We start from the raw sequence: 13,569 nt of genomic DNA on the forward strand, positions 1-13,569 counted from the left end.
GTCATGGCTGCGGCCAATCCGGTATCAGCTACGGGTAGAAGGTTGGCTGAGTTGCGGGGAGGTGTCGCGGGTATGTTTCTGGATCACCGTCCAAGGCCAGGGCGACCAAGGACGGTGAAGATTTCCAAAACCCGGTATCCGGTGGATCGTAAGGCTGCTCCGCTTAAGTGAACAGCATTACGGCCCTGCGCCGGGGTTTTTCTTTTGAACACGGTATACGGCCCCTATCGGCAAGCAGCTGCGCTTCAAACCATATTTCATAAGGGCTAGCGAGGGAACTCATCCCTATGTCATTACCACGCAGTAGATTCCTCAGCAGGACAAAGGTGGCACATGCGGCCGACACCTGGAAGCTTTGACGGCCACAACCCTGCATACCTACGGTAACCCCTAATTGAGTAATCGATCATGAGCACCCCAGGTATTACGCCAGGCATTGCACACGCTCCTCAAAGCACTGAGGACGATGAAGAACCCTCCATCCATACGCCCTTGCAAGCGGGTGCAGATATACACGCCCCAGGGCGCAGTGACGATGCTGACATCACCTTCAAAGGCAGAGGTGGGACCAACCTGTCCAAACTGTTCAGCGGCAAGCCGGTTGAGGCAACGCCTGTTACAGAAGGTGTTTCCTTGAAAGCAATGGCTAAAGCTGCCAAAACCGACTTGAACCCGTCACAGAGTTTGAAGAACGCACTAATTGAGAACTATGGATTCACCAATAGCATCGAGCTATTAGACAAAGGCGTGAAATTCAAGCTCTAGCCGCAGGGTTGCCATCTGGCTACAGGTATGACCTTTGAGAGACTGCAAGGAATTGGGCCACGCCTGTGTGGTCACTCCTGACAGTAGCGATAAAACCTTCAAGGGCAGTGGTTGCAGCATGCTCTGGCAGGATGGATTAAAATCCCGCCGGCAAACCCGCCCCCCGTTTTTTCAAGGCAAAGGTCAGTCATTGTGGAAGAAATCATCGAACAGCTTCGGGAAGCCAACGAACCCGTTCCAGTCCCTCTGGAACTGCCAGATGAAGACCTTCTGGTTGAGATCGAAGAACAACTCTTCATCAATATCCCGTTCGTGTTCAAAGAGTTCCTGCTAACCGTCAGCGACGTCGTGTATGGCAGCCTGGAGCCGGTAACCGTTACCGACCCTCAGTCCCATACCTACTTGCCAGAAGTCGCAGCGACCGCATGGGACCTTGGCGTACCCCGTGAACTCATCCCCATCTGCCAGGACGGGGAAGATTATTATTGCGTCGAGGAAGACGGAACGGTGTTGCTCTGGAGCGGCGATGAAGAAGCCGTTACCGAAGACAGTTGGGAATCGGTATGGCATTGGGCGCGGGATGTCTGGCTCGAAAGCTGAGCACCCGCACCCTCCGTACAAGGCCTAGTGCTCGGCAGTGCTGGCTGGGCTGTCCAATGTCTCTACAAGGGCAGCCTGCATGCGCGCATGAATACGGATAAGCCAACGCCAGAACACGGCGGCAAATATAACCACCACCGCCCCTACGAGCAGCAGCATCTCACGTGTAGGCAGGATGCTGGCGGACAAGGCTGCCAGCAGGAACAGAATTGCGCCTAGAAAAACCATTGGAATGACCTGCGCCATCACTTGACGCAATGTTTCAGTGTGCCTGCCTGCCAACTGGGGTTTTACACCCGCCTGGGCCAGTAGCAACGAAAGCGCACCTAGCTTCCGGTAAGCCGCAATCAGGAAAGGCGTGGACAGCAGCAGCGCTAATGCGCATAACACGCCTTTTTGCCCTTCTTCCCCTTCAATCCAAGGCGATAACCATTGGCCAACCGGCGCTGCAAAATGTGCGCAGGTAAAGAAGATGGCAACGATCAGGGCCAGGTTGATACCCACATGCATAAGAATGCGGCGCACGATGGCGACGAAGGCGGCTCGCTCGCCTTCCAGCCGTATACCGCGCAGCCATTCACCATAGGTCCCGAACACGCGGGTTAAAGGCGCTGGAATCCAGCGTGAAAGTAGCCCAGCAAACGGGTCGGCAGCTTTTATGAGATAGGGCGTAAGCAAAGTAGTAATGGCAGAAACTGCCACGGCCACTGGGTAGAGAAAGTCACTGGTAACTTCTAGCGTCATGCCAAGGGCCGCAATGATGAATGAGAATTCGCCGATCTGGCTCAAGCCCATGCCAACCCGAAGCGATGTACGCCCATCATTGCCGGCCAGGAATGCACCCAGGCTGCAAGAGACCACTTTACCCACGATGACAGCCGCCGTAATAGCAACGATGGGTACGGCATATTCCACCAATACCTTGGGCTCGATCATCAAACCGATGGCCACAAAGAAGATAGCGCTAAACATGTCCCGTAACGGCTCTACCAGCCGCTCTATCTTTCTGTGATGTGTAGACTCGGCCATGATGGCGCCGATGAGGAAAGCACCGAGCACCATGCTGTAACCCAGCTTGACCACTAGCAGGCAGAAGCCGAAGCACAACCCCAGCACTACTACCAGAAGCATTTCATCACTTTTGGCTTCGGCCACATAGGCCAGAAGGCGTGGTACCAACAGAATACCGACTACCAGGGCCACGACCATAAACAAGCCTAGCTTGCCCACCGTAGCGGCAACCTCGCCGGAGCTGACCGAGCCGCTGACGGCAATGCCCGAAAGCAGAGCGATAATGCCGATACCTAGAATGTCTTCAACGATCAATACACCGAATATCAGCTGAGCGAAGCGTTGATGCTTCATGTTCAGGTCGTTAAGGGCCTTGACGATGATGGTTGTGGAAGAAATGGCCAGGATGGCCCCAAGGAACAGGGCATCCATATTTCCCCAGCCAAAAGCGTTGCCAATTTCGTAGCCGACCCAGATCATCAAGGTAATTTCCAGCAGCGCCGCTACGAATGCGGTAGCGCCTACCTTGAACAACTTGCGCAAGCTGAACTCAAGCCCGAGGCAGAACATCAGGAATACGACACCCAGCTCTGCCAGTGTCTTGATGGTTTCCTCGTCGTGAATAAAGCCAAACGGGGGGGTATGCGGCCCTATGATGAAACCTGCGGCGATATATCCGAGTACCACCGGCTGCTTGAGGCGATGAAAGATCACCGTGACGATGCCAGCCACCAACATGATAACGGCCAAGTCCTGGATAAAGGCGATAGCGTGCACGTTAGGCGCTCCAATCGTCGTGAAAAGAAATCAAACTTAACACCCATTGGAATGCATTCAGTCCCTTGGCAATATGCAGAAACAGACTCGCGTGTAGGACGCTTCTGAATCTTCCGCGCACGATGCATCGTAGACCGGTAACTTATCTGTTCGGCAGCCGTCAGGCTGCCTGATTTCATCCCACTATGAGCACGCTATGGAACCTGGAAACGCCCAATTAACGATGACTGTCCTCATGACGCCGGACATGGCCAATTTCTCGGGCAATGTACACGGCGGTACCTTATTGAAGTACCTGGACGAAGTGGCATACGCCTGCGCCAGCCGTTATGCAGGCCGCTACGTGGTAACGCTTTCGGTAGACCAGGTGATCTTCCGGGAACCTATCCACGTGGGCGAGCTGGTCACCTTTTTGGCTTCTGTCAATTACACGGGTAACACTTCGATGGAAGTGGGCATCAAGGTGGTTACGGAGAACATTCAGCAACGTAGCGTTCGCCATACCAATAGCTGCTTCTTTACCATGGTGGCCATGGACGAAAACCGGCGTGCAGTTTCCGTCCCGCCACGTGCGCCCCAGACCAGTGAGGAAAAGCGCCGGTTTGCCCAGGGTTTGCAACGCCGGCAGATTCGCCAAGAGCTGGAACAGCGGTATCAGGAATTGAAAGCCGAGGGTAACTGAATCAAAGGCGCGTTGCCTCGAACCGGACACGTGGGTGTGCAATACGGTCTTGGGCCCTGACGGGTTGAAGCTCGTAACTGGCACAGGCCTGGGTCTCCAGCATCACTTCATGCACTGCCGCTGCGGTGAATTCGAATGCTGCAACGGGCTCGTCCCCCAGCAGCAGGCGCGCCATGAACAGGCCTGATGTCAGGTCCCCTACGCCTACAGGCTGTCGTGGAAAGGCGAGTAAAGGCCGACGCAGGTGCCATGTGCCTGTCGGCGTAACCAACAGCATCTCGAAGCTATCAGGTTGCTTTTCCCGGTAGGCCAGGTGTTTGACCATCACCATCCCAGGCCCTCTCGTCAGCAATGCTTGGGCCATGGTTACGCACTCTTCGAGCGTATCGGCTGTGCGGCCGGTGAAGCTGTTGAGCTCCAATTGGTTCGGGCACAGAATGTCGGCCTGCGGCAATGCGTGGGTCAGTAGAAAGTCGGTGACCTCAGGCGCCACTACACAACCTTTTTCCGCATGCCCCATCACTGGGTCGCACAGGTACAGCGCACGCGGGTTGGCGGCCTTTACAGCTGCAACTACTTGAAGAATGGCATTTCCCTGCTCTGGGCTACCTAGGTAGCCGCTTACGACAGCGTCACAGTTGCCTAACTCGCCAATAGCCGCAATGCCGTCTACCAGCTCACAAATCTGCCGAGCGGGCAGCACTTCACCTTTCCACTGGCCATACTGAGTGTGGTTGGAGAACTGTACAGTGTTGAGCGGCCACACATTAACGCCGGTCCGTTGCATGGCGAACACAGCGGCGCTATTACCCGCATGGCCAAATACGACATGGGACTGAATGGCGAGCAGATGGGGGGTGCGTTTCATTGAAAATTCCAGCGCATCAAAGGCAGTTTCAGATGTCCTAATAGTGCGTGAAAACCACGCTGTACGACAGATCAGGCAGGCAGTTAAGCTGGGCAAGTCCAGATGGAGCGCTCGTCGATGTTCACCCTTGAAAATCTTGCCGTGCTATTGGTCTTGGCTTGCGTCGCGGCTTGGTTCTGGCATAACCATGGGCTTAGGGAAAAAGCACTGGCCAAGGTTCGGAGCCACTGCGCGAACCTGGACCTGGAGCTTCTCGACGAGAACGTGGCGTTCAGGCGGTTCGCATTCGTTCGCGATGCCAAGGGGCGGAAACGCTTCGCTCGCGTGTATGGGTTCGAATTTACAGTCACGGGTGAACAGCGCCATCCTGGCACCATTACCCAGTTCGGTGCTCACTCGGCACACATCGAACTGGCACCCTACCCATTCGAGATCAAAAAACAGCCCACGGCTGAGGTGATCGAGTTGAGCGAATGGCGGCAAACCCACAAGCGTACCCGGCCCTGATTAGCTCAAGCGGCAATTGAGCCAGGCACTGTTAAGGGCTTGTTCGGGTTGAACCTCGTCAAAGATCATTTCCAGTCGGCTATCGCGGCGCCATTCGCTGCAGGCCCACTGGATAGGCTGACCAGGCACTAGGTTGGCTGAGTACCACCCATCAGGGCTGTGTAGAACCATTTTTGCACGCGTCCATGGCCACTGGTTCAACAACGCTTCCACGCGTTCAAGGGCTATCAGGTGCTCTGCCTCCATTTGCCAACCTATACTCCACTCAGGCGTCGGCTTGGCGGCCGCCAATGGCAACAGTCGGGGTAGCACTGCAGGGGGTTGGGCCACGCTGTGTAACGCCACGGCTTCCCAGTTGAGCCTCCCTTGGGTAATCCATTGCCCTTTGTGACCCAAGGACTGCTCTATTGCCGGGCGGTCACTGACAGGTACAGTGTCCGCCTTGTTGATTGCCACTATACAAGGCAGGCGTAGTGCGGCTTTGAGCGAGTCCGCTAATGGCACACTACCCTGCAGGCGCTGACCGTCTAGCACGATGACGAGTGGCTGCAACGCCAGTACCTTGTTCCAAGGCACAGACCTTAGTTGCGCTAACAGTGGCAAGGGGTGGCTAAGCCCGGATAGCTCAATCAGCAGGCGATGAGGCTTGGCAGCCTTTATCAGGCGCCCCAGCGCGACGGTAAAAGGTGCGCCGTTTACACAGCAGATACAGCCACCCGCTACTTCCACGACTGAGATACCATCTGCGCTCGGCCCTATAAGTGCGGCATCCAAGCCAATGTCACCAAACTCGTTGACCAGCACCGCCCAGCGCTCACCTGCCGGCCGTTGGGAAAGCCAGTGCTGAGCTACGCTGGTTTTGCCAGCCCCCAAGGGACCGGCCAATACATAGGTAGGTATATTTTCAAACATGACAGACAGACACAGCCTTGTAGGGATGGTTGGAGCCCTTTTCGCCTTGGTGTTTCCGGCTTTGGTACAGGCGCAGGCCTGCGTGGTGCATACCCAAGGGGATCATGTAGACGTCAAGGTATGCCAGGAAAATCGTACTATTCCTGCACAGCTGTTCAGCACTGGCTTTTGCCAACCCACCCTGAAAGGGCAGCACGTAGATGTAGCTTATATGGACCATTGCCCCACGGGCGGCTTTGGGGTGTGTAGCAATGCCCGCGTAGAAGGTATGCCTTATCGGCAGGACATTCACTACTACGGTGTCTCCAGCGATGCACGCTACCTAAGGCCATTCTGTGAGGCAGGTAGCCAAGGAACGTGGATTGCTCCTTGACGATGTTCCACGTGGAACTATTGCCTTGGTTTCACCGCACCGCAATTGCTCCCTAGCCATTGCGCACGTGTTTGCATGCTGCCTTTCTGGGAGGCACCGGTAGTGCTGAATGTCCCTGCTACCTGGGTGGTAAACTCCTTGTCGCTGAGGAACGTTGCCGTGCCAGCCCCTTGGGCTTTAGGGCAGCTAAAGGAGAATTTCCATACGTTGCCATTGCGCTCTGTGATGCGTTGAGTGCAACCTGATTGAGGGTCCTGAAGGGGAATATCGTTGGTTTTGACCTGTTCCGGTGTAAGGCAGGACCGAATGCCTTTTCCCCCTACCGTGATGCCTTGTTTAGCCAAAACCTGCTCCATCATCGCCCGCTGCTCAGGCGGCAGGTTCTGAAGCTGGCCTAGCAGCATTTGCAGGTCAGGCAAAGGTTTGCCCTCTACTTCCATATTGCTAGTTGTCAATTCCCACAGCCCAGGTTGCAGCATCTGCGCGTGGGCTAGCGTAGTGGTCCCCAGCGCGGCTAACAGGGCAATCAATCCAACAGCCTTCATAGGTAACTCCCTTAATATGCAACATCTTGGACGCCAGGGCACAGGATACGTTGCAGGGTAAAACACAGCTGCACATTTACCTTATGTAACAGTCATAAAACCATCACTTGCCAGGATGCTCGAACATCGCATGGATACCCACAGCGCGGCTTTCTTCGGTTTTTTGCTTGCCATCATCCACAGCGTGGGTGCGATTGCGGCAGTCCATGCCTTGCTAACCGTACGAACAGCTCAAGGGGCCATTGCTTGGGCAATGTCGCTGTTTTTCATCCCCTATTTCACGTTGCTGCCTTACCTTGTGTTCGGTAGAAGCTCGTTCGACGAGTACGTGGATGCTCGTCGACAGGCTAATAGAGAAATGCAGGACGCCATCGCTCATTTAAACTGGCGCCCTTGGGTTGAGGAGGCTATGGCAGCCAAGGCGTCGGATGCCTATGGTGAGCTGCGTGCCCTTCCCCGTCTGGGCCGAATGCCCTGCCTGGCCAATAATGCAGTTGGTTTGCTCATCAACGGTGAAGCAACGTTCCAGCGAATTTTTGAAGCCATTCGAGACGCTGAGCAGGTCATTCTGATTCAGTTCTTTATTATCCATGACGATCTGATTGGGCGCCGGCTACAGGCGGCGCTGTTGGAGAAAGCCGAGCAAGGCGTTTCTGTACATTTACTATTCGACCGTATTGGCAGCCACGGCCTACCCAAACGCTACATTGAAACGCTCAAACGTGGCGGGGTGCAGGTTCACGCGTTTTCCGCAGGGCGCGCCGGGCTCAACCGTTTCCAGGTCAATTTCCGTAACCATCGCAAAATCGTGGTAGTGGACGGCAAGGTTGCCTTCTTGGGTGGCCATAACGTGGGTGACGAATACCTAGGGGACCGCCCTCCCCTAAGCCCCTGGCGCGATACCCACGTATGGGTCACAGGCCCTGCTGTGGCCTGCCTGCAAGAAAGCTTTGCCGAGGACTGGTTCTGGGCATCACGGGAGCTGCCGCCTCTGCTGTTGCCTGATGCTTACCCAGACGAAGGCGCGTTGTGCCAAGTACTGCCCACGGGCCCTGCGGACCCACAGGAAACCTGTGCATTGTTTTTCATGGAAGCTATTAACAGCGCCAAGCGCCGCTTGTGGATAACCACGCCCTACTTTATTCCAGATGAGGCTGTGTTTGCCGCGTTGCGGTTGGCTGTCATGAAGAATGTGGATGTGCGCATCCTGATGCCATCCCGCCCGGACCATAAGATTGTGTACGCCGCCTCAAGCCTGTATGCCAGTGAAGCGGTGCGTGCAGGCATTCGTATCTTCCGTTACCAACCGGGTTTTCTGCATCAAAAAGTAGTGTTGGTCGATGATGACATCAGTGCGATTGGCAGCGCCAACCTCGACAACCGCTCCTTCCGTTTGAATTTCGAAGTGATGCTGCTAACGATCAATACGGACTTCACCACGCAGGTAGCCGGCATGCTTGAAAAGGATTTTGCCGACTCGCAGGAAATGACCGTGGCCGATAGTAAAAATACTCACCGGCTATTGAAGTTGGGCATGCGCGTCGCCCGGCTTATTTCACCTGTGTTATAGCAAAATACGGGCGGCCTCCTACAAAGGTTTCAGAACGTGCTGGCAGTTTATTAGGGGCATAGGCTTTACAGTGGCAATCACTGTTCAACCTCAGGCAGGCCGCTATGCACAAACACATTTATCAACAACCTGACGTGTCCACTCAAGGCGATGCCCCCCACCACAGCTCGCTGACGATCAATCACCCTCGCGCTGCCATAGGGTTGATGAACCTCCTTGACCTCATCGAACATCGTATCGAGCCCCAAGCCGGATATACCGTCCATTGGCTCACCTTCAGCAGCGGCAAGTGCCTGCGGGTGGTAGCAGATAGCTGCTGCGTCACGGTAGAGGGGGAACAGATCGCCTTCCACCCCAGCGAGATCTATCCGTTCAACACGCTGCTGAGCAACCCGCAATAATACGTATCGCCTTGCCTCGGTCAGTGGTAAAGCAATATTTAGCTAGTTTCATACATCAACGCTATAGATCCCCGTCATTTTTCCAATCGCATCCTCTATCAACTTTCCTTATCCCAAGCCGATGTATGACTGATGAGGAAACTTGACGGTGAACGGTAATGAAATTGACATGGTTGGATAACTTGAAAGTCAGCAAGAAATTGAGCCTTGGGTTTGGCTCAATACTGCTAGGTGTGCTGGTCGTTACAGGCATTGGCTACGCCAGTACCGACCTGCTGATCGGCCGCTTGGCCAAGGCGGCGCGTGTATCGGAAGTGAAGGCCGACATGCTAAGCGTCAAAGCGGCCACATTGGCCTATGCCGCCACGCCAGACGCCAGCGCAGTGCAAGTGTGTGAACAGGCCTTGGGCAAGCTCAGGGACACGATCAAGGAAGGCCTGAAGATTCTATCTGTACCTGCGAACGTTGAGATGCTGCGCGGTATCAGTAGCCAGGCAGACACCGTTGAACAAACGCTCGACCACCTGGTAAGCAACAATCAGAAGGTAGACGACGCCCTCAAACCGCTGGTGAAAGTTTCTGATGATGTAAGCAAGAATTTTGAGACCCTGCTTCAAAAGACCTTCGATGATGCTTCGCGCTCGCCGGACCAATCGGGCATCGATCAGATCAGGATCGCAGGTGACCTTCGCAACGGCATGACCAACTTCCGTCTGGTATTCCGCCGTTACTTGAGTATTCCAAACGCCGACAACCGTCAGGCCACCTTCACGACCGCTGATGCCTTGATTGACCAGGTTGTAGCGGCCCGGGCCAAGCTGCCAGGCCAGGCAAACCTGGCCGTGGATACAGCGCTCGCCGCGCTACGGCAGTACAAGGCCTTGATGACGAATATCACACAGATGCTGGAGCAAAATGACCAGCTTCGCGACACGTTGAAGCAACAGGCCACCCAGGCAGTTAGCCTGACTGACGCCTTGATGGCTGCCCAGATTGTTTCAGCCAATGGGGAAAAACGTGCTGCTATAGCTCAGCTGTTCACTGTTGCACTGATAGTGTTGATTGTCGGCATACTCGCTGCCGTGATCTTCACCCGGCAGCTTACGCGCCCACTGGACGCAGCCGTGATCGCGGCGCGGCGCATCGCCGAGGGTGACCTTACCAACGACCTCACCACCTCACGCAAGGACGAGCTAGGCCTGTTGCAGAACACGATGCAACACATGACGGTGTCCCTGCGCGGCCTGATCGGTGGGATCAGCAATGGTGTAACGCAAATCGCTACAGCGGCTGAAGAGCTTTCAGCGGTAAGCGAGCAGACCAGCAGCGGGGTTACTCAGCAGAAACTTGAAGTCGATCAGGTGGCTACCGCCATGAACCAGATGGCCTCAACGGTGCAGGAGGTGGCGCAGAACACCGAGGACGCCTCGCGCGCAGCCAAACAGGCGGGTGAGCGGGCTGCCTATGGCAGTGGTGTAGTGAAAGAAGCTACGCGGGAGATAAGCCAGCTGTCAGGCGAAGTGGGGCAACTGGGTGAAGCGATGCAACGCCTGATCCAGGACAGCGACAAGATCGGTGGGGTGATCGATGTGATCAAGGCCGTTGCCGAACAGACCAACCTGCTGGCGCTTAACGCCGCAATCGAAGCGGCACGCGCCGGTGAACAAGGCCGCGGCTTCGCTGTGGTGGCAGACGAAGTGCGTTCGCTGGCCCAGCGCACGCAAAACTCCACCACCGAGATCGAGGCGCTGATTCAAGCTCTCCAGCAAGGCACAGGTGCCGCCTCGGACTTGATGGACGCCAGCCGTAAACGTACGCAAGGCACGGTGGAATTAGCGCATCAGGCCGAGCAGGCACTGGTGGAAATAACGCACTCAATCAACACCATCGAGCAAATGAGCCAGCAGATTTCCGCCGCTGCTGAGCAGCAAAGTGCCGTGACCGATGAAATAAACCGTAGCGTTATCAGCGTGCGCGACGTGGCTGATCAGTCCGCCGCTGCCACCGAGCAAAGTGCTGCGTCCGCACAGGAGCTGGCCGGCCTGGGTAGCCAGCTGCAAGGTATGGTTGGGAAGTTTCGTGTGTAAGTGAGCGTGGCCTGGGCGTAGGTGAGCTGGGGTCAGGCTTGGGCAGGCAGCGCTAGGGAGTAGCGCTGCCTGTGGTGGGTTTATGAGCTAATTGATCCTACGAAATAAAGTCTGTCGGATCGAGCTCATGCGGCTATTTTTGTGTGACGGTGCAGAACATTGTTCGGCAGGAAGGCAAATGCACTAGTGCTGACTACCACTATGAACTTACCATGCTCTGCCAGGGGCTGGTGCTTACTCAATCGGCAAGGAATAGGGCTTGGAACTCGAATTACTCAGAGCGTATCAACAGGCGTCCCGAGAACTGGCCGTCGAGGAAATGGCAGAACGCACCCTCAACTATGACCCGGCGCTACTTACCCTTCGAGAAATTAACGCCGAGGCTATCGACCAGTACGAGGGGTGGCTGACGCAATACGATTTTGGCTGGGAGCGCATTCCGGGCTGGAAGAACCGGCCAGCACACCACAAGGCCATTGACGTGGCCATCTGGTACGACGGTACGCTCGCGGGTATGTGTTGGGCTGAACCCAAAGACAGCCAAGAGAAGATTTTCGTTCTTTACATCGAACGTAATCCTGATGATTCCCTTCTTACTCGGGGATATGTCGCTCCGCTAAGTCTCAGCGCAGTGCGAAATTATGGAACGCTGATGGACCTGCACTACGTAGTAATCGACGATCCAAACCCAGATGCCCGTGTCGCTTACCACCGGGAAGGATTCGCGCACCTACCCGGTATCGGCCTTGCTTACGACCTGACCCAAGACTATGATGGGATCAATGACGAGGTATCCGAAAATGACCACTAAAGTCAACAGCACTCTTAAAGCTCAGGCAAAAGCCAAACTGGTGAGTCTGCATAAATCGCCTAAATACCGCAGCTTTTTCGAAGCAACTGCGGTTGATGCCTTTAGCAAGGTAGAAGGCTCCGCCTTTGCAGGTAAGTCGATCAAACGCACCGCGGCTGACGATATAACTCCTCGCTGCTGATCATCACCTACACCAAGAACCGGGCCTAGCCTAATGCCAGTCAGTTAAGACTGACGCTTTGAGCTTTAACCCGTAGGCCGCAAAATCCGATGCTTGGAAACGAGCATCGGATTTTTTATGCGCCTAGCAAAAGCACTGTCTGTAGTGGTCAACAATTCCCGGACACAGAATTGAGTTTTCCTTCCGCAGCAGCTGGCGGCACGAAGCCGTTTTGCTGATACGGCCTTGTCCAGTTCTACCTCTGCATGAGATAGCGCCCTATATCTTGCTCGGCCAGCGCTGCCGTCTGTAACCCACCTTCGGTATCCATTCCGCTTTCAAGCTGCGAAACGGCCACTCCATGGGCACGTGGTCGTAGCAGTTCCCCGTCGGCTCATGCTCTGAATTGGTAGCGCCACAGCCGCTGACGGAAGCTACAGCTGGGGCATTAGTGACCTTGATCGCTGTGAAATAGCACGCCTTGTGGCCTGCCACGCATCTCATAAGCTCTGTCGAGCGCCTTGATGACCAGCTCGGCATCCGGCTTGGCAGACATCGCCCAGCCCACTACCCGGCGGCTATACACGTCCAGGACGACCGCCAGGTAATGCCATCGGCCCTGCGCCCAGATGTAGGTGATGTCACCACACCAGACCCTGTTTGGCGTTGCCACGGTGAACTGTCGATCAAGCGTGGCCCGTTTGTATGCGTGAGAACCGGGCTGCTGCTGATCAAGCCCTGCTCCTTCATGAGGCCTCTGACCTTGAAGCGTCCTACATTGATACCCTCATCCCGGAGCATGGCGACGATACTGCGGCTACCTGCCGAGCTCGGCTCTGGCTGAACAGCTCGTTGATGCGGCTGAGCAGGCTCGTACGGCGAACATCGATACGCCGTCGGCTGGCCAAGTGCGCGTAATAACAAGATCGAGGCAACTCGAACACTGAACACAACAGCTGAACAGGGTAGTGCTTTGCCAACTGCCGAATCAGCTTCAACGTCTGCGCCCGTGTTCCTCGGCCATCAAGAGCGCAGTGGCCTCCTTTAAGATTTTCTTCTCGATCTCCAGCCGATTGATGCGAGCCTTGAGCGCCTGGATTTCCTGCTGCTCTGGTGTCATCGCCTTGCTGGACGGGGTCACGCCATTTCGCTCAGCCTGAAGCTGGTTGACCCAGCGACGCAACGCCGGCTCCCCAATATCGAGCGACCTTGCGGCCTCGGCATGGCCGTAGCCTTGATCGAGCACAAGGCAGGCAGCCTCGCGTTTGAACCCGGGGATGAAGTACGTAGTTGTCTATTTATCGAAAACCTCTATGTGGCGATCATTTTCGCCTAAATAGGTGTCTGGGGATTAGTTGACCACTACAGAACGATTTGCTGCATGAAAGAATTTAGCGCCTCTTCGTGAAGAATTTTGGGGATCATAGAAGGGCGTGATCAAAGAGGCGTTGAAAACAGATGAGAGCTGTCGCAGATCTCCGGCCGGATGGCCAGAGACCT

General features: G+C 55.4%; 14 protein-coding genes and 3 pseudogenes. 12 read left to right on the top strand and 5 right to left on the bottom strand.

Going from position 1 to position 13,569, the window contains the following annotated elements; genetic code table 11:
* The 3 genes and pseudogenes from HBH25_RS18775 to HBH25_RS18785 form a co-directional block, all read left to right on the top strand.
* Nucleotides 1-171, top strand: a pseudogene (locus HBH25_RS18775) (IS4 family transposase); the annotation flags it as partial.
* A 237-nt stretch (nucleotides 172-408) separates the two neighbouring features.
* Nucleotides 409-765 (top strand): hypothetical protein, encoded by a 357-nt coding sequence (locus HBH25_RS18780; RefSeq protein WP_168085468.1) that lies wholly within the window; start codon nucleotides 409-411, stop codon nucleotides 763-765.
* 192 nt (nucleotides 766-957) lie between these two features.
* Nucleotides 958-1,365: an SMI1/KNR4 family protein gene (locus HBH25_RS18785; protein ID WP_168085469.1), complete on the top strand. Its 408-nt coding sequence runs from the start codon at nucleotides 958-960 to the stop codon at nucleotides 1,363-1,365.
* 24 nt (nucleotides 1,366-1,389) lie between these two features.
* On the opposite strand, the gene HBH25_RS18790 is transcribed toward HBH25_RS18785, so the two are convergent.
* Nucleotides 1,390-3,153 carry a cation:proton antiporter gene (locus tag HBH25_RS18790; RefSeq protein WP_168085470.1) on the bottom strand — a complete coding sequence of 588 codons (1,764 nt, stop codon included), beginning with the start codon at nucleotides 3,151-3,153 and terminating at the stop codon, nucleotides 1,390-1,392.
* Between the two features lie 196 nt (nucleotides 3,154-3,349).
* Here HBH25_RS18790 and HBH25_RS18795 point away from each other — a divergent pair, with 196 nt between their 5' ends.
* On the top strand, nucleotides 3,350-3,835 hold the full coding sequence (locus HBH25_RS18795; RefSeq protein ID WP_168085471.1) for an acyl-CoA thioesterase: 486 nt from the start codon (nucleotides 3,350-3,352) through the stop codon (nucleotides 3,833-3,835).
* A 1-nt stretch (nucleotide 3,836) separates the two neighbouring features.
* Here HBH25_RS18795 and pdxY read toward each other — a convergent pair whose 3' ends face one another.
* The gene (gene pdxY / locus HBH25_RS18800; protein WP_168085472.1) at nucleotides 3,837-4,703 is read right to left on the bottom strand and encodes a pyridoxal kinase PdxY; all 867 of its coding nucleotides are present in this window, start codon (nucleotides 4,701-4,703) and stop codon (nucleotides 3,837-3,839) included.
* A gap of 117 nt (nucleotides 4,704-4,820) precedes the next feature.
* Between pdxY and HBH25_RS18805 the strand changes: the two genes are divergently transcribed.
* Nucleotides 4,821-5,210, top strand: coding sequence for a DUF3301 domain-containing protein (locus HBH25_RS18805; RefSeq protein ID WP_168085473.1), 390 nt, complete (start codon nucleotides 4,821-4,823; stop codon nucleotides 5,208-5,210).
* On the opposite strand, the gene HBH25_RS18810 is transcribed toward HBH25_RS18805, so the two are convergent.
* Complete coding sequence (locus tag HBH25_RS18810; RefSeq protein ID WP_168085474.1) at nucleotides 5,211-6,122, bottom strand: CobW family GTP-binding protein; 912 nt, start codon at nucleotides 6,120-6,122, stop codon at nucleotides 5,211-5,213. It lies immediately after the preceding gene.
* A 25-nt stretch (nucleotides 6,123-6,147) separates the two neighbouring features.
* Between HBH25_RS18810 and HBH25_RS18815 the strand changes: the two genes are divergently transcribed.
* Entirely contained in the window at nucleotides 6,148-6,495 is a 348-nt protein-coding gene (locus HBH25_RS18815) for an NADH:ubiquinone oxidoreductase (protein WP_168085584.1), read from the top strand.
* A 17-nt stretch (nucleotides 6,496-6,512) separates the two neighbouring features.
* On the opposite strand, the gene HBH25_RS18820 is transcribed toward HBH25_RS18815, so the two are convergent.
* Nucleotides 6,513-7,040, bottom strand: coding sequence for a DUF3617 domain-containing protein (locus HBH25_RS18820; RefSeq protein ID WP_168085475.1), 528 nt, complete (start codon nucleotides 7,038-7,040; stop codon nucleotides 6,513-6,515).
* A gap of 130 nt (nucleotides 7,041-7,170) precedes the next feature.
* Between HBH25_RS18820 and cls the strand changes: the two genes are divergently transcribed.
* The 6 genes and pseudogenes from cls (at nucleotide 7,171) to HBH25_RS18845 (ending at nucleotide 12,090) form a co-directional block, all read left to right on the top strand.
* The gene (cls, locus tag HBH25_RS18825; protein ID WP_168085476.1) at nucleotides 7,171-8,610 is read left to right on the top strand and encodes a cardiolipin synthase; all 1,440 of its coding nucleotides are present in this window, start codon (nucleotides 7,171-7,173) and stop codon (nucleotides 8,608-8,610) included.
* A gap of 104 nt (nucleotides 8,611-8,714) precedes the next feature.
* Complete coding sequence (locus HBH25_RS18830; protein ID WP_168085477.1) at nucleotides 8,715-9,011, top strand: hypothetical protein; 297 nt, start codon at nucleotides 8,715-8,717, stop codon at nucleotides 9,009-9,011.
* A gap of 158 nt (nucleotides 9,012-9,169) precedes the next feature.
* Nucleotides 9,170-10,240 (top strand): annotated as a pseudogene (locus tag HBH25_RS23825) (methyl-accepting chemotaxis protein); the annotation flags it as partial.
* 144 nt (nucleotides 10,241-10,384) lie between these two features.
* Entirely contained in the window at nucleotides 10,385-11,098 is a 714-nt protein-coding gene (locus tag HBH25_RS23830; protein WP_420708518.1) for a methyl-accepting chemotaxis protein, read from the top strand.
* Between the two features lie 259 nt (nucleotides 11,099-11,357).
* The gene (locus HBH25_RS18840) at nucleotides 11,358-11,909 is read left to right on the top strand and encodes a hypothetical protein (RefSeq protein ID WP_168085479.1); all 552 of its coding nucleotides are present in this window, start codon (nucleotides 11,358-11,360) and stop codon (nucleotides 11,907-11,909) included.
* Complete coding sequence (locus HBH25_RS18845; protein WP_168085480.1) at nucleotides 11,899-12,090, top strand: hypothetical protein; 192 nt, start codon at nucleotides 11,899-11,901, stop codon at nucleotides 12,088-12,090. The genes HBH25_RS18840 and HBH25_RS18845 overlap by 11 nt, the downstream gene beginning before the upstream one ends.
* Nucleotides 12,091-12,238: 148 nt before the next feature.
* Here HBH25_RS18845 and HBH25_RS18850 read toward each other — a convergent pair.
* A pseudogene (locus HBH25_RS18850) lies at nucleotides 12,239-13,348 on the bottom strand (IS3 family transposase).
* Between the last annotated feature and the right edge of the window lie 221 nt (nucleotides 13,349-13,569).

The organism is Pseudomonas quercus (assembly GCF_012033695.1).
Taxonomy (GTDB): Bacteria; Pseudomonadota; Gammaproteobacteria; order Pseudomonadales; family Pseudomonadaceae; genus Aquipseudomonas; species Aquipseudomonas quercus.

Coding starts and splice junctions, on each gene's coding strand:
- HBH25_RS18845 (WP_168085480.1), top strand. CDS start 11,899: ATGACCACTAAAGTCAACAGCACTCTTAAAGCTCAGGCAAAAGCCAAA.
- HBH25_RS18830 (WP_168085477.1), top strand. CDS start 8,715: ATGCACAAACACATTTATCAACAACCTGACGTGTCCACTCAAGGCGAT.
- pdxY (WP_168085472.1), bottom strand. CDS start 4,703: ATGAAACGCACCCCCCATCTGCTCGCCATTCAGTCCCATGTCGTATTT.
- HBH25_RS18780 (WP_168085468.1), top strand. CDS start 409: ATGAGCACCCCAGGTATTACGCCAGGCATTGCACACGCTCCTCAAAGC.
- HBH25_RS23830 (WP_420708518.1), top strand. CDS start 10,385: ATGAACCAGATGGCCTCAACGGTGCAGGAGGTGGCGCAGAACACCGAG.
- HBH25_RS18795 (WP_168085471.1), top strand. CDS start 3,350: ATGGAACCTGGAAACGCCCAATTAACGATGACTGTCCTCATGACGCCG.
- HBH25_RS18810 (WP_168085474.1), bottom strand. CDS start 6,122: ATGTTTGAAAATATACCTACCTATGTATTGGCCGGTCCCTTGGGGGCT.
- cls (WP_168085476.1), top strand. CDS start 7,171: ATGGATACCCACAGCGCGGCTTTCTTCGGTTTTTTGCTTGCCATCATC.
- HBH25_RS18805 (WP_168085473.1), top strand. CDS start 4,821: ATGTTCACCCTTGAAAATCTTGCCGTGCTATTGGTCTTGGCTTGCGTC.
- HBH25_RS18815 (WP_168085584.1), top strand. CDS start 6,148: ATGGTTGGAGCCCTTTTCGCCTTGGTGTTTCCGGCTTTGGTACAGGCG.
- HBH25_RS18820 (WP_168085475.1), bottom strand. CDS start 7,040: ATGAAGGCTGTTGGATTGATTGCCCTGTTAGCCGCGCTGGGGACCACT.